Source organism: Methanobacterium sp. BRmetb2 (assembly GCA_003491285.1).
GTDB lineage: Archaea > Methanobacteriota > Methanobacteria > Methanobacteriales > Methanobacteriaceae > UBA117.
This window is the reverse complement of sequence record CP022705.1, coordinates 1,051,699-1,066,891: the sequence shown is the minus strand read 5'-3', so window position 1 is coordinate 1,066,891 and position 15,193 is coordinate 1,051,699. Positions and strand designations below refer to the sequence as shown.

General features: G+C 30.5%; 15 protein-coding genes. 10 read left to right on the top strand and 5 right to left on the bottom strand.

The features are described 5' to 3' along the window. Positions 1–115: 115 nt before the first annotated feature. From CIT01_05445 to pyrB, 3 genes are all read left to right on the top strand, one after another. Entirely contained in the window at positions 116–2,512 is a 2,397-nt protein-coding gene (locus tag CIT01_05445; protein ID AXV37679.1) for a Hef nuclease, read from the top strand. 38 nt (positions 2,513–2,550) lie between these two features. Further along, positions 2,551–3,282, top strand: a complete 732-nt coding sequence (locus CIT01_05440; GenBank protein AXV37678.1) for an SAM-dependent methyltransferase — start codon at positions 2,551–2,553, stop codon at positions 3,280–3,282. Between the two features lie 74 nt (positions 3,283–3,356). Beyond that, complete coding sequence (pyrB, locus tag CIT01_05435; GenBank protein AXV37677.1) at positions 3,357–4,271, top strand: aspartate carbamoyltransferase; 915 nt, start codon at positions 3,357–3,359, stop codon at positions 4,269–4,271. 94 nt (positions 4,272–4,365) lie between these two features. Here the strand turns inward: pyrB and CIT01_05430 are convergent, their stop codons facing one another. Both CIT01_05430 and CIT01_05425 read right to left on the bottom strand, forming a co-directional pair. After that, the gene (locus CIT01_05430) at positions 4,366–5,514 is read right to left on the bottom strand and encodes a cell division control protein Cdc6 (GenBank protein AXV37676.1); all 1,149 of its coding nucleotides are present in this window, start codon (positions 5,512–5,514) and stop codon (positions 4,366–4,368) included. 1,121 nt (positions 5,515–6,635) lie between these two features. Then, positions 6,636–7,121: a hypothetical protein gene (locus tag CIT01_05425; protein AXV37675.1), complete on the bottom strand. Its 486-nt coding sequence runs from the start codon at positions 7,119–7,121 to the stop codon at positions 6,636–6,638. A 69-nt stretch (positions 7,122–7,190) separates the two neighbouring features. On the opposite strand from CIT01_05425, the gene CIT01_05420 reads away from it, so the two are divergent. From CIT01_05420 to CIT01_05410, 3 genes are all read left to right on the top strand, one after another. Next, positions 7,191–8,123: an adenosylcobinamide-phosphate synthase gene (locus CIT01_05420; GenBank protein ID AXV38734.1), complete on the top strand. Its 933-nt coding sequence runs from the start codon at positions 7,191–7,193 to the stop codon at positions 8,121–8,123. Positions 8,124–8,242: 119 nt separating this feature from the next. After that, positions 8,243–9,235, top strand: a complete 993-nt coding sequence (locus CIT01_05415) for a cobalamin biosynthesis protein CbiG (protein ID AXV37674.1) — start codon at positions 8,243–8,245, stop codon at positions 9,233–9,235. A 268-nt stretch (positions 9,236–9,503) separates the two neighbouring features. Beyond that, on the top strand, positions 9,504–9,758 hold the full coding sequence (locus tag CIT01_05410; protein AXV37673.1) for a hypothetical protein: 255 nt from the start codon (positions 9,504–9,506) through the stop codon (positions 9,756–9,758). Here CIT01_05410 and CIT01_05405 read toward each other — a convergent pair. Together CIT01_05405 and CIT01_05400 are read right to left on the bottom strand one after the other, a co-directional pair. Then, positions 9,748–10,341 (bottom strand): fructose-bisphosphate aldolase, encoded by a 594-nt coding sequence (locus tag CIT01_05405; GenBank protein AXV38733.1) that lies wholly within the window; start codon positions 10,339–10,341, stop codon positions 9,748–9,750. The two genes, CIT01_05410 and CIT01_05405, sit on opposite strands and share 11 nt — an antisense overlap. A gap of 34 nt (positions 10,342–10,375) precedes the next feature. After that, positions 10,376–11,896, bottom strand: a complete 1,521-nt coding sequence (locus tag CIT01_05400) for a DNA polymerase II (protein AXV37672.1) — start codon at positions 11,894–11,896, stop codon at positions 10,376–10,378. A 278-nt stretch (positions 11,897–12,174) separates the two neighbouring features. Between CIT01_05400 and CIT01_05395 the strand changes: the two genes are divergently transcribed. From CIT01_05395 to CIT01_05380, 4 genes are all read left to right on the top strand, one after another. Next, on the top strand, positions 12,175–12,708 hold the full coding sequence (locus CIT01_05395; GenBank protein ID AXV37671.1) for a hypothetical protein: 534 nt from the start codon (positions 12,175–12,177) through the stop codon (positions 12,706–12,708). A gap of 80 nt (positions 12,709–12,788) precedes the next feature. Further along, positions 12,789–13,856 carry a precorrin-3B C(17)-methyltransferase gene (cobJ, locus tag CIT01_05390; GenBank protein AXV37670.1) on the top strand — a complete coding sequence of 356 codons (1,068 nt, stop codon included), beginning with the start codon at positions 12,789–12,791 and terminating at the stop codon, positions 13,854–13,856. 181 nt (positions 13,857–14,037) lie between these two features. Beyond that, entirely contained in the window at positions 14,038–14,619 is a 582-nt protein-coding gene (locus CIT01_05385; GenBank protein AXV37669.1) for a potassium channel protein, read from the top strand. 44 nt (positions 14,620–14,663) lie between these two features. Beyond that, the gene (locus CIT01_05380; protein AXV37668.1) at positions 14,664–14,873 is read left to right on the top strand and encodes a hypothetical protein; all 210 of its coding nucleotides are present in this window, start codon (positions 14,664–14,666) and stop codon (positions 14,871–14,873) included. Here the strand turns inward: CIT01_05380 and CIT01_05375 are convergent. Continuing rightward, the gene (locus CIT01_05375; GenBank protein AXV37667.1) at positions 14,835–15,161 is read right to left on the bottom strand and encodes a hypothetical protein; all 327 of its coding nucleotides are present in this window, start codon (positions 15,159–15,161) and stop codon (positions 14,835–14,837) included. The two genes, CIT01_05380 and CIT01_05375, sit on opposite strands and share 39 nt — an antisense overlap. Positions 15,162–15,193: the final 32 nt, after the last annotated feature.

The window sequence follows — 15,193 nt, the reverse complement described above, 5'->3', positions numbered from 1 at the left end:
TTTAAAAAATTAAAGTTTCATATTTTTCAAAAAAATGAATAATTTTGTTTTTATATCTTTAATTTAACCAGATTTATCCTACAAATTTTTATTTAATTATTTATAATATACTATTATGTCAAAATGGATCGAGCATCCTCTAATCAAACCTGAAAAAATAGAATCCCGTCTTTATCAGCAAATTTTAGCTGCAGGAGTGCTTAAAAAAGGTAACAGTATGATAGTAGCACCTACTGCTCTTGGGAAAACTATTGTTGCTGTTTTGGTTGCTGCAGAAAGAATTCAAAAAATAAAAAACTCAAAAATATTGATTTTAGCTCCTAGCAAACCATTAGTGGTTCAACATGAGGAGAGCTTCCGAGCATTTTTGAAAATAACCGTAACTTCCATTACTGGTGATATAAAACCGGAAGATAGAACTAAAAGATGGCAAGAATCGCAAGTGATATGTGCTACCCCACAAACTGTAGAATCTGACCTTATTTCTGGAAAATATACTCTAAAAAATGTTTCTTTACTCGTTTTTGATGAATGTCATCGGGGTGTAGGTTCTTATTCCTATGTTTTTCTGGCAAGTAAATATATTAAAGATAGTAAAAATCCCTTAATATTAGGACTCACTGCATCTCCGGGATGGGATGAAGAAAGAGTCAAGAGTGTGTGTGAAAATCTCTTCATAAAAGATGTAGTAATAAAAAATGAGGAAGATAAGGACGTATCTCCCTATTTTAATCCAGTCGAAGTCAACTGGGTAAAAGTAGAATTACCACAGGAATTGAAGGACATTAAAACCCATATGGAAAAGACATTAAAATCACGTTTAATGACCCTGAAAAAAATGGGTATCATAAGTTCAATTGTAAATGTTAGTAAAAAAGACATTCTAAGAGCAAAAAGCCTAGCACAAAATAGAATAGGAAGAAGTATCAAACCGCCCAAGAAATGTTTTGTGGCCATATCTCTACTCAGCGCAGTGATAAACATATTACATGCTATTGAGCTTTTAGAAACCCAAGGAATAAGTAATTTGGAAAAGTATTTCCACAGACTTCGTAGCAAAAAAACTAAGGCTGCTAAAGGTCTTATTAATGATAAAGAATTTAATATGGCAATTTATTTGACGCATAAAGCTTTTAACAATGATATTGAGCATCCTAAACTAGAAAAACTGGTTGAAATTTTAAAAAAAGAACTGAAAAAAAAAGATTCAAAAATCATAGTATTTACCCAGTATCGGGATACAGTCGAAAAAATTTATCAAAAGTGTGTTGGTGAGGACATCAATGCTGTGAAATTCTTTGGCCAAGCCCCTCGGGAAAATGAAAAAGGTTTAACTCAAAAAGAGCAGAAAAAAATAATAAAAGCATTTAAAATGGGGGTACATGACGTTTTAATATCAACAAGTGTTGCTGAAGAAGGCATAGACATCCCTGCAGTGGATTTGGTTATCTTATACGAACCTGTTCCTTCAGAAATAAGGATGATCCAGAGGAGAGGTAGAACTGGACGGAAAGATAAGGGACGTATGTTTATATTAATGACTAAAGGAACCAGAGATGAAGCTTACTACTGGTCCAGTATCAATAAGGAAAAGCAGATGCGAAAAACATTAGATAATGGATATCAGCAAGATTTAAAAGTTAACATATTAAATAAAACGATTGAAGAAGGAATGGAAGTTATAGGTAATGATTATTGTGTTGAAGAAGAACTTACTGAAGAAATTAATGAAAGTTCAGAAGAAACAGAAGATTTAGAAAAAGAAAAAAACGTTGATAATTCAATAAAAGAAAATAAATATGTGGAACCAGGAGATTTTGATGTAGAATCTGTAATTCCTCTAATCTACGCAGATTCCAGAGAACAAAATTCTAAAGTTCTGCGAGAACTTCATAACCTAAACATTAAAATTAATATAAAAAGTTTGGCTGTAGCTGATTATCAGGTCAGTGATGAGGTGGCTATAGAAAGAAAAACAGCTAAAGACTTTGTAAGCTCCATAATAGACAAAAGATTGTATAAACAAGCCAAGGAATTGGTTGAAAATTTCAATAAACCATTGATTATATTGGAAGGTGATGATTTATACTCTGGTTTCATCCATCCCAACGCTATTAGAGGAGCTTTAGCATCTGTAACTGTTGATTTTGGAATACCTATAATCCCTACACGTTCACAAGAGGATACTGCTGCAATGATTTTTAGAATTGCTCTAAGAGAACAAATGCATGAAAGGCCTGAAATACAAATAAGAACAGAAAAGAAACCATTAACCATCTGGGAACAGCAGTTGTACATTATAGAATCCCTACCCAACGTAGGACCAGTTACAGCTAAAAAATTAATGGAAGAATTTGGAAGTGTAACTGAAATTATATGTGCTTCTGAAGAAGAATTAAAGAAAGTTGAAGGTATTGGTAAAAAAATTGCTAGGCAAATTAGGAATGTTCTGGACTCTAACTTTAAAACAATCAAACCAATCAAAGAGAAAAAGTTAATCAACGATAATTAAAATATTTCATCAAATTATGAAAACTGAGAAGTGATAAATTGAGAATTTTAATGGATGAAAGAGGGAAAAAATATATGATATCCAATGATAAGGATTTTCATTCTGATTTTGGGTTTATAAAAAAAGAAGATATAGAAAAAAGTGAAGAAGGTCAGATCCTAAAATCTCATATGGATAAGGAATTTAAAGTCTTAAAAAGAGATGTGAATGATTATATTCAACTTATGGAGCGTCGCTGCTCCATATTATTGCCAAAAGATGTTGGTATTATTATGGCTTATACTGGCCTTGGTGCAGGTTCTGTGGTTGTTGAAGGAGGAACTGGAGCTGGAACCACTGCTCTTTATTTTGGAAATGTGGTAGGTGACCAAGGCAAAGTTTACAGCTATGAGATTAGGGAAGATTTTGCCCAAATAGCTGAAAAGAATGTAAATGGTTTTGGTCTTGAAAATGTCGAAATAAAATGTAAAGACATGAAAGAGGGAATTGAAGAAAAGGATGTTGATTTGATCTTTTTAGATCTTCCCAAACCTTGGGAACTTGTCGAAGGAGTGAAAGAATCACTTAAAGTAGGAGGTTATTTGGCAGCATATAACCCTTATATTGAACAGTTTCAGATTCTCAATAAAGTGTTAAATAAACATGATTTAAAAGATATTAAGACTGTAGAATGTATCTTTAGAGAAATGGAATTAAAAAATAAAGGTACTCGTCCAAAAACTAGAATGGCAGGTCATACGGGCTATTTAACCTTTGCCCGGAAGTTATAGTTATTTGATTAAGAAGTCTAAAAATATAATTAATATAATAAGAGATACCTGATAATATATATAAAGGTGATTTTATGACCTTCAATCAGAAAAACGTTATTTCGATTAAAGATTTCAGTAAGAAAGATATTAAGTATATTTTGAATGTAGCTGAAAAAATGGAGCCGATTGCAAGGTCACAAGAAACTTCTAATCTACTTTATGGAAAGATCTTGGGAATGTTATTTTACGAACCATCTACCCGGACAAAATTATCATTTGAAACTGCAATGAAAAGGTTAAGTGGTAATGTAATAGGTTTTACAGAAGCTGCTGGTAGTTCCATGACAAAAGGAGAAAATCTGGCTGATACTGCACGTATGGTTGGTGAATACGCTGATTCAATAGTTATAAGGCATGAAATGGAAGGTGCGGCAAGATATGTTTCAGATCTGGTAGATATACCTGTTATCAATGCAGGAGATGGTGCTGGTCAGCATCCTACCCAAACTCTGTTGGACCTTTATACCATGAAAAGAATTTTTGGAAAAATAAAAAACTTAAATGTAGCACTTATTGGTGACTTGAAATATGGTAGAACTGTTCATTCTTTAGCTTATGCACTAGCACTGTTCAATGTCAAAATGAGTTTTGTATCACCAAAAGAACTAAAAATGCCTGTTGAAATAGTACATGATTTAAACAAGATGGATGTAGTGGCCAGAGAAACTGAAAATATTCATGAAGTTTTGAATAAAGTAGATGTCTTGTATGTTACAAGGATACAGAAAGAAAGATTTCCTGATCCAGAAGAATATCAAAAAATTAAAGGAGCATATTTAATTAACTCAGAATTATTAAAGGGAACTGATTTAATAGTAATGCATCCCCTTCCAAGGGTTGATGAAATTTCTTATGATGTGGATACAACATCATATAGTAAATATTTTGAACAGGCTTTTTATGGTGTTCCTGTACGCATGGCCCTTTTAAAGTCAATAATCAGATAATTGATAGTCTAAAATTAAAAAATTTATTTAAAAATAATAATGAAGGTTTAGTTAATATAAAAATATGAATGTTAATATTTTTCCATGTTGGCTGTTACATTCCCCATATTGCATCTTCCAAAATCGATGTTTCGCATTGTAAATCAATAATATTGGTTCTGCCTTTTGCTCTTCCTCTCGAAACAGTGTTTGTAGATATAAGGCCTAACATTTCCAGTTCATTGATGAAATCAAATATTCGTCTATATGAAACAGTGTCACCTTTTGAAACATCTTTATATACTTCATAAAGTCTTCCAGAAGTAATTTCTTCTCTTCTTTTAGTCAAAAATAGTATTGATTCGAGAACTCTTTGTTGTTGGCTTGGAAGGGTCATTACAATATCAGTTATTTTGTTGTGTTCAATGAAATCTTTTGCTTCTCTTACATAATCACCTAAAACAATTTCTGAACCTTTTTCATCAGCAATTTCTCCGGAAGTCCTTAATAGATCCAAAGCGTATCTAGCATCTCCCTCTTCTTTAGCTGCTAGGGCTGCACATAAAGGAATTACATCATCACTTAGCGCATTCTTTTTAAATGATAATGTAGATCTTTCTTCCAATATATCAACTAATTGTTGTGCCCCGTAGGGAGGAAATACAATTTCACGATCTCTTAAACTACTTTTTACCCTTGGTTTTATAAATTTTTTAAAGTCAACATAGTTACTAATAGATAAAATAGAAACGTTATCAGTACGGGTTAATGTGTATAGAAGACCATCACCATCATTTTTTAGTAATATATCAATTTCATCAAGAACAACCAACAAAATTAAATCTTTACCGAATGCATTTTTTTTGAAAAGATTTCTAAAAGCGTGTATAACTTCGGCTTTGGTCCATCCACGGTAGGGAACATCACGACCCATCTGCTGACATAATCTGGCAATGACTTGATATTCTGTTGTATAATCGGTGCAACGAATATATTCTGTTCGAATTTTAACAGCGTTATTGTTTGCAGCTTCTTTTAGTTGCTTCATGGCAAATTTAGCAACCGCTGTTTTACCTGTCCCAGTTTTACCGTATATAGTAATATCAGGAGGAGTAACATTACTTAAAGCTTCAATCCAATATTTTGCTATAGATTTTATCTGTGTTTCTCTGTGAGGTAATTTATCTGGCAAAAATCTATGATCAAGATAATTTTTATCTGTAAAAACGCTGTGTTTATCTCCTAATTCATCAAATATATTCATGAAATACCCCTTACCTAATATTAATATTAGATTAATGTAATTAATATTGGAATGTTCTTTAAATCAAAGTAGGACTTATTCTGCTAGAAAACACTGACAAGTTCAATTATAAAGTAGTATTAATAATAATGAAATCAATAATAACATTTGGGTCCCAACTACAAAATATAATAGTGTTTGCAACTTGGTTATATATTTATTGAAAGTGAGAGATGTATTTCAAGTGTAAAATTTTTTTTGTTATGGTAAATTCGATGAAAAATTAAAAAAATAAAAAAATTTGATTAATTTCAAATGTAACTTATCAAATATTACATAGAAAAACAAAGAGGGACATACGTTTCAACTGTAATGAAATAAAATATATTAAGAGTAAATTCAGTGAGACATATATTTCAAGTGTAAAAAAAGTATGAATATAATACTAACTATTATTTTGTATATGTAAAATATTAATTCAACGTATAATAATTTGTTTTTATATTATATATAATTATTTAATACTTAAAAGGTTATAAAAATAGTTATTAAATAGTTTTAAGTTATATTAGAGCTTTAAATATTAACAACTAAATAAAAAATTTTCAGGAACAAAAATTTAGAAAGACAATATTATGAAAAAATTAAAATTTAAAATAATTTTAAATCTTTGATTAAGTATCAAAGAAACATAAGTGAATTATTTTCTAATTAACTATTAATTTTTAGTTAATATTTTTTTAAAATTGTTTTAATTGATTTTAACTTAATAATTTTTCACTTGAAATGTACCTCTAAAATCATTAAAGATATGCTTTTTATTTTTTCACTTGAAATGTATCTCTCTTACCTAAATATTATTGTTATCTTTAATATTTTTTCAGTTGAAATGTACCTCTCTTACTAATTATAACATCAACTTTTTTTCAATACACTTGAAATGTATCTCTCTTTGTTAACTTTCATTGATAGTTTGAAATTTTTACACTGGAAATGTATCTCCGTTTTCAACAATATTTTCATTAAAAATTTTACACTGGAAATGTATCTTTAGTTATTTATACTTCTTTTTATAGCTTATTTTATGAAAAATATTATAATAATCTTCTACTATTCAACAATACAATGTTTAAATAATTTATTCAAACATACATAGAATCAGAGATACCCTTTTCGCTTTCATCATGGGTACCAAACTTTTTTTGTATTCTCCACACACCTTGTATCTTTGCACGAAAAATATTTTTTATTGAGGAAATCAATTTATCCTTGGTTAATCCATCTTCAAATATTTCCGTAGTTACAATAAAATTATTTAGCACATTTTCAGGATGTTGCATTTGGAAATCAACAGTATATTTATTTAATCCAAACCTGAAATCCCAAATAAAATCTTCCTTCTCTTTGGCTGACATTTTATTCATTTCATTTAAATGTTCAGGACTTACATTGGTTGCACAGCCTACAACTATCATATCTTTTTTTCCTTTTGGTTGTATAACATCCATTACATGCTCATCAGGATAATGGATTAAAAAATGAAAGTTACTATTATCATCATGAACTTTTTTTCTAAATAAACCTTCATCTGAGAGCCATTTTTGTATTTTATCCTCTAAATTTTTCATTTTAACACCTTTGTATGAAGAAATTAAAAATCAATAAGACTTTTTATGAAATGGATACAAATGAAATCCATGGAAATATTATTCATAATTATTACTGCTGTATTGATAGATATATTGTTTGGAGAACCACCTACAAAAATCCATCCTGTTGTTTTGATGGGAAATATTATTGACTATTTTAAAAAGTTATTAGCGCCTTTCAACAGTAAGTGGACTGGTATTTTATTAACTTTCTTAACAATAATAATATTTGTTTTAATTGCTTATATATTTCTTGAAATATCTAAAATCAATGATTTAATCTATTTGATAGTAGGATCTATAATATTATCTTCTATTTTTTCAATCAAATTCCTTATTACTTCGATCATTAATGTGAAAAATAATTTAGAATTTGATATTAATGAAGCTAGAATTTCTGTATCATATCTTGTGAGCAGAGATACATCTGATCTTACACAAAGAGAGTTAATCTCCGCCAGTATTGAGAGTCTCACTGAAAATATTACAGACTCTATCATTTCACCATTATTTTATTCATTTTTATTAGGAGTATTGGGTGGTGTAGCTTACAGAGTAGTAAACACACTTGATGCAATGGTCGGCTATAAGGATCCTGAAAATATTGAAATAGGCTGGTTTCCAGCAAAATTAGATGATATCCTCAATTATATACCGGCCAGAATAACAGGACTTTTAATTATATTTTCAGCATTTATATTACAGAAAGACTGGAAAAATGCCTATAAAATCATGATAAGAGATGCTAAAAATACACCCAGTCCAAATTCAGGATATTCTATGGCAGCAGCAGCTGGTGCTTTAAAAGTTAAACTGACCAAGAAAGGAGTGTATCAGTTAGGTAACAATATCAATTCTTTGGAAATTGAAACAATAGATGAGGCAATATTATTGACTGAAATAACCATAGCTCTATTTATAATAATTTCATCCTTACTTTATGCATTTTTTATATCAATTCTAACCTTCACTTTATTATAACTAACAATTAGAGGTTAGTATTAGAAAATAATAATTATATATAACTTAAATCTCATTGATGTTTCAAATCGTTAAATATTATTTAATCAATATATATTATTAAATTAGATTGTGATCAAATGAAAATAGCCATAATTGTTGTTAGTTCATCTGGATATGAATTAGCAAAAAAGATATCTGAGAAACTAGAAGAGGACCCTACAATATTCAAAGTTGATATCTTCCAGAAAAATGTGAAAAACACTTTAAAACAGATTTTTTCAAAATATGAGATGATTCTTGGTATAATGGCAACTGGAATAATGGTTAGAAATTTATGCAAATTTAAAAAAAATAAATTTGTAGATCCTGGAGTTTTAGTCATGGATGATCTAGGATCTAATGTTATAAGTCTATTATCTGGACATATAGGGGGTTCAAATGCTTTTGCAACTAAGATAAGTAAATTAACAAATGCAAATGCAGTTATAACTACATCTACAGATGTTCATGGAAAAATTGGTATTGATGAGTTAGCGAGGCAATATCTACTGGGAATTCAAGGATCTGAAAAAATTAAAATAATTAATTCTGCCATCATAGAAAATAAAAATGTTAATTTATCCATACCACCCAAATTCAAATTTTTAAAAGGATATTCTATTATTAATAACACATATTCTTTCTCTGAAAATTCGAAAGACGATTTAATTAAAGCTTCAACTGGTTCAGATTCATTAGAGTTAAAACCTAAAAAATTCGTGATAGGTATTGGCTCAAAAAAAGGTGTTTCTAAAATTAAAGTCGATTTGGCAGTTAAAAATGCTTTAAATTATTTGAACATACCTATTGAAAGAATTGATTCAATTTCAACTGCAGAAATGAAAAAATATGAACAAGGAATCACTGATTTTGCATTAGAACATGATATTCCGCTTGAAATAATCCCTCACCATGTTTTAAAGGATTTTAAAAGTAATGAATATGATGACTCTCCTTTTGTAAAGGAAATCTTTGGTGTGGGAGGAGTCTGTCAGCCGTGTGCTTTGATAAGTGCTGGTGAAAATTCTCATTTAATTCTTAAAAAAATAGCTTTCAATGGTGTAACTGTAGCTGCAGCAATTTCACCTTAAAATCCCTTAAATAAATAAAATTGAATTTTAATAAATTAATTTTATTATACTAACTTTATTAATCATTATATTCAAATTTAATTTCCATATAATCAAATATGAATTTTAAAATCAGTTATTATTCATTTTTAATGATTATCACAGTAAATACTGTTGATTAAATATGGATCTTTTTATCAGCAAAAGGTTTTTAAGGCAGTTAATATAAACCAACATGGATAACAATAATTAAATTTTCATATAATTTATTAATTCTGGAGGATATAATATGAGTAATGATGCATTTAATCGCGTTTCTGAAATATTAAAACATATAATGGAAGATACAAGTGTGCCCAGAAATATTAGGCGCGCAGCTGAGGAATCAAATGATATATTGATGAATGAGGATGAAGATTCTACTATAAGGGCGAGTACAGTGATTTCTATACTAGACGAAATTAGTAATGATCCTAATATACCTATACATGCCCGAACTCTTATTTGGAACGTTTTAAGCGAACTAGAATCTATCAGAGACTAAGTATATAACCTACAAGCTGGGTTTTAGCTGATTCTTCAATAAATTCAGCAAGAAGAGCAGCTTCATCTATATCTTTTTCTGCAACTATTAAGCCATGACTTTTAAGTAAAACTACATTCTCTTTTTCCATTGCTTTTGAAGTGTAATTTGCTAATTCAATGGAGCCGGGAGGAGCATATTCAACCATACTAATAAATTCATTTTTTATCGCTCCAAAACCTTCTAATCTTTTTAATTTTTTATCAGAAAAAGCAAATCCAGCGGTATATGGTGAATGGGTATGAACAATACTGTTTAGATCAGGTCTTTTTTTATAGATTGCCAAGTGCATTCCTAACTCTGACGATGGTTTTCCATCTCCAGATAATATATTACTTGACAAATCCGTAATTAACACATCTTTATTTTCAATGGTTTTAAAGGAGGTGCCACTTCCAGTTATGGCAATTTTAACCTCTCCTGAATCTTCAAATTTACAGCTAACATTACCACCTTTACCAGAAACTAGTTTGCGCTGATACAGGTAATGGCATGTTTCCACAATTTTATTGATTACAAATTTTCTAATTTTGAAACCTCCCATATAAAATAAACATGAATTAGCTATTTTAAAAAATTTAAGCAAATTTAAGTTGTTTAAAAACACCTTGATTTAAAATTGGTACTTCTCCACATGTTGGCACAATGTTGTAGATCTTCTGGAATTCTGTCTGAGACTGGAAGGTACCTGAGTTAATAAGGTGAATACCTTTATATTTTTTATAAGCGTTTATATGAACGTGTCCCGTGTGAAATATGTGCGGAATTTCATCTATGACTAGGTGATCTTCTACTTCTGATGCTAATGGGGTTCTTTCACCATATATTGGTGCAATATGCCTTTTTTCAAGTATCTCTTTCATGATTAAATCTGAATTTTGATGTGATAGTCCTTTTACAGTCATTGCCAGATCATCAAAGCTTCTACCATGGTAAATTAAGGTTTTTATACCATCTAAACTTACCCAGGACGGATTACTTACAAATTCCACATTTTTCAATTGATATAATTCCTCAGCATATTTGATAGGTATGGCTGGTTGGGGTTCAGCCAGTCGGGATGCATCGTGGTTTCCAGGGGCTATTACTATTTTTATGTCCCTGTTAATTTCACCTATAAGTCTTGCTGCCTCTTCATATTGGTCATAAATATCCTTTATTATCAACTCTTTTTCTTGATGAGGATATACACCTATTCCATCTACTATATCCCCTGCAATTATCAAATATTTAACATCATTGGCAATTTCATGATGTTCAGGTGTGCCATAATCACCATTTATCCAGCTTATGAACTTGGAAAATGCATTATCTAAGAATGTGGAACTACCAATATGAATATCTGAGAGAAAAACAGTGCTAAAATCCATATTTACTTCTTCAACACGAGGTACACCTGGATGTATAACCTCTGATGCGATAACCATGGTTCCTTTCCTACTTCCTATTACTCCAATTATTTCGTCTTTTACAATGTTTTCAGATTTTTCAAAGAGTTTATGATTTTCATTATGGATTAGAACTATAGTTTCATCGCTTTCATCTTCTAATTCGATAATTTTGTGATTATTTTTAGTGGTTCTTATATCATTGACTATTCCTATGATTTTTACCACATCTTGGGATTTTGAAATATCTTTAATAGTAACACTATCTTGCATATTTCCCCTTTTCTGTATTAAACCTCTTAATTTTTGATATCTGCTGTTAAAATAGCTTGATAAATCTTTAATTTCCCCATTAGTATATGATTGCTTACTAGTATCCTGTATGATGTTAAAATTAAAAGTTTTAGGTTTTTTATCTTTTTTAACAAAATCTGAAGTTTTTTTAACCTTTATTTCCTCTGAAGTAACATCTTCCACGGTTTTCGATATACTTTTAGGCAAGGATGAAAGCGGAGATGCGGCCCGGCTGGGGATATAACAATTTAAATCATCCTCTGTTAAGATTAATAACTCTTTATCCTTTTTATTTAAATCCTTTATTATTTTTTCAGTAATAGTTAAAGGATTTTTAAGTTTATTAATCATTTCATACGCAGTATCGTTTATTAAAATCCCTGCATCAGCAAATTTTATGATAATATCTTCACTCATAACTTAACCCTTAAAAACTTATTAGTACTATATATTATTAACTTCAATTATAAGATTGATTCTAATAAAAATTTTATTTAAAAAAATAAATAAATAACTTAGTTTCATATTAGAAAAATTCATACATTAAATATGTTAATATAATCTTTTTGAAGATACGGATCATTTACTTAAAAACAGTATTTAAAATGGATCATACTAAATGTTAAATTGTTTTAAGTGTAGATTTTATAAATCAATACAAAAAAAAATTTTAAAATTAATATAAAGGTGATTATGTGTCCCGAATCATAAAATTCATACTATTTCTTCTAGTCTTCTTCTTGTTTTTTGAAGCAGGACTGGTAAGTTCTTACACTATTGTTACATCTCAACCCCCAGACATTGAAAAATTATTTGATTTCCAGATAAATGCAATAGCTTCGCTCCTGAATTTTGAAGGCCTTAATTCTACATTTACCCCCACACCAGATTCATTTAATGCAACTAACCCTACTGAAGTGGTAGAAGCTCTTAAAACAAAGGGTGGTATAGATGGTATAAATCTGGATACTCTAACTATCACAACTTTCGCCGATACAGACAATGAAAATTTCCAGGTAAATATTACAGCTACAGGATATAAAGAGTCTATCAGCGGTTCCGGCAGTAATAAAACAGGAGGAACTATAGTTATAGCTCCCAATGAAACTTATAGTATTCGGGCCACTGCTGTAGGTAATATGACTGCAAAAGGTATTGAAATAAATGTAAATACTATTAAAATAGTTTCCGTCGGTAGATTGTATGCCAATACTAATATGAACACGTAGTTAGTGATTATATATCAAATAAACATCATTTAATCAAGTTCCATTATACCTACTGAAATCCGATATTTAAGGTGATTAAATTGATCAGTATAGTTGGGATAGGCCCATCACGAGAAAACATTAGTTTTAAGGCAGTTGAAGCCATAAAAAATGCTGAAGTAGTAATAGCATATAAGGGATATATTAAACCTATTCAGGATCTTTTAGATGGCAAAGAAGTAATAAAAAAAGGGATGGGAGATGAAATACGAAGGGCTGAAATGGCCATTCATAAATCTCTTCAAGGTAAAAATGTTGCGCTGGTTAGTTCTGGTGATCCTGGAATATTTGGAATGGGTAATGTACTTTTTCAGTTAATTGGAAAATACGATGGTTTGTCTGTAGAAGTTATCCCTGGTATTACAGCAGTAAATTTTGCTGCATCTCTTTTAGGGGCTCCTTTACACGATTTTGCTGTTATTAGTCTAAGTGATATACTAACTCCTTTATCTGAAATTAAAAGAAAAGTAGAGAGTGCTTGTAAGGGAGACTTCGTCATAGCGTTTTACAATCCGTTAAGTAAAACTCGTAAAAAACCTTTTCAAGAAGCCTATAATCTTCTGATTAAGTATAAAAAATTGTCTACACCTGTTGGAATAGTTATGAGTCGAGATGAAGTTTCAGAAGTTGAAATCACCACTCTTGAAGATTTACCAGACAAAGAGATTAATATGTCCACTACTTTGATAGTTGGAAATTCTATGACTTATGTCTGCGAAGGATATATGATCACACCACGAGGGTATGTGGTTCCCTCAGAAATTCATTCTGCGGCTGTTGAATTTTATGATAAATTTTTAAAGGGGGAAATAGTAGAGGGATCTAACCTGGAATGCGAATATTATCCTTGCCACCAACATCCACAGAATTGTACATTCTGTTATTGTCCCTTTTATCCTTGTGGAGACAGTTCTACCGGTGGAAAATGGATTAAAGGTAAAAATGTATGGAGCTGTCTTGACTGTTTATGGATCCATGAAGATAAAACAGTGGAGTGCATATTACCTAAACTTCAAAAAATTCTTAAAGAAACAGATGACCTTAAAAATAAAAAGAAAGAACTATTAAAATTAAGAAGAGAATGTATACACACCACATATAATGAATGATGAAAATTATAATATTAGTCCATTTTTTACCTAAATTTTTCATGCATAGTAATTTGGGTCATTAAATTTTCAGTATTAGTACACTCTTCTAGTATTTGACTGATGATAGGTTTTCATAAAATTGAAAAAGTTTTTATCTTAATATATTCTAATCTTATTACCTAGATTTGGAGGATGAAAGGTGTCGAAAAGTGTTAAGGATATCTTGATCGAAATGAAGAACATGTCCGAGCTGATGGTTGATCTGGCCTACTCCGCCCTGCTTTTTAATAGCAAAGATGCGGCTGAAGAAGTTTTAAAACTAGAAAATAAGGTTAATCGACTTAACTATGAGATAAAAAAGGAATCTCTCCTTGCAGCAAGGTCTGTTGAAGACGCTGAAAAATTAACCGCCCTTCTCGAGGTTGGTGAAGCTGCAGAAAGTATTGCTAATTCTGCCAAGGACATAGCCGATCTGGTTTTAAAAGGGATTAAGCCACATCCTGTTTTTAAAATGGTTATGGAAGAGTCAGAAGAAATAATAGTTAGAGTCACTATAAATAAAGGTTCAGAACTATCAGATAATTCTTTGGGAGCACTTCTTCTTGCCACAAGGACTGGTATGAGAGTAATTGCAATAAGAAGAAATGAATCTTGGATTTATGGACCAGACAGAAATACAATTCTATGCAGTAAAGACACACTTATTGCCAAGGGAAACGAAGTTGGCGCGGATCTGTTAAGGAAATTAGCCAAAAATGAGATTAAAATGGACGATCTTTAGAAAAGTTTGACGGGGTGTATGATTTATGATAGCTGGTGATCCAAGTGACGAATCTAGATCAACTTTTTATGAAGATCAGGAAGTTCATAGAAAATATACCACTAATTCTAGTCGAAGTTGTTATAGTAATCTCTAAAAGCGCTATCAAATTATTTTATGCACCATTTTCAGCATTAAACAAACTTTCATTATTTTGCGCTGATGTAAAACGAGTTTTAGGTGAAAGTTTTATTGCTATACTTATCAATATTTAGGAGGAATACTGGCTGGCTTGTTTTTAAGTATGATGACCTCGCAGCTGGAGGCATTTCCGGGATTACTTGTTTTAATTCCTGGCGCAATAGGTATGAGGGGTAACCTATTTGGAGCATTAGGGTCTGTTTAAATTCTAATCTACATATTGGCACTTTATCCCCTGAACTTAAAAGGTCAAGAATATTAAGTGAAAATATTGCTTCTATTATTATTTTAACCATTATGATGTCGATTTTCTTGGCTTTTATGGCTAAAGGATTCAGCGTTCTAATGGGATTCGAAAGCATGAGTATAATGGATTTTACAATTATCTCCGTTT

Bases quoted from the DNA above. Each gene is read 5' to 3' on its own strand.
- CIT01_05420 (AXV38734.1), top strand. From the start codon at position 7,191: ATGGAAATATTATTCATAATTATTACTGCTGTATTGATAGATATATTG.
- CIT01_05430 (AXV37676.1), bottom strand. From the start codon at position 5,514: ATGAATATATTTGATGAATTAGGAGATAAACACAGCGTTTTTACAGAT.
- CIT01_05415 (AXV37674.1), top strand. From the start codon at position 8,243: ATGAAAATAGCCATAATTGTTGTTAGTTCATCTGGATATGAATTAGCA.
- CIT01_05375 (AXV37667.1), bottom strand. From the start codon at position 15,161: ATGCTTTCGAATCCCATTAGAACGCTGAATCCTTTAGCCATAAAAGCC.
- CIT01_05405 (AXV38733.1), bottom strand. From the start codon at position 10,341: ATGGGAGGTTTCAAAATTAGAAAATTTGTAATCAATAAAATTGTGGAA.
- CIT01_05445 (AXV37679.1), top strand. From the start codon at position 116: ATGTCAAAATGGATCGAGCATCCTCTAATCAAACCTGAAAAAATAGAA.
- pyrB (AXV37677.1), top strand. From the start codon at position 3,357: ATGACCTTCAATCAGAAAAACGTTATTTCGATTAAAGATTTCAGTAAG.
- CIT01_05400 (AXV37672.1), bottom strand. From the start codon at position 11,896: ATGAGTGAAGATATTATCATAAAATTTGCTGATGCAGGGATTTTAATA.
- CIT01_05410 (AXV37673.1), top strand. From the start codon at position 9,504: ATGAGTAATGATGCATTTAATCGCGTTTCTGAAATATTAAAACATATA.
- CIT01_05425 (AXV37675.1), bottom strand. From the start codon at position 7,121: ATGAAAAATTTAGAGGATAAAATACAAAAATGGCTCTCAGATGAAGGT.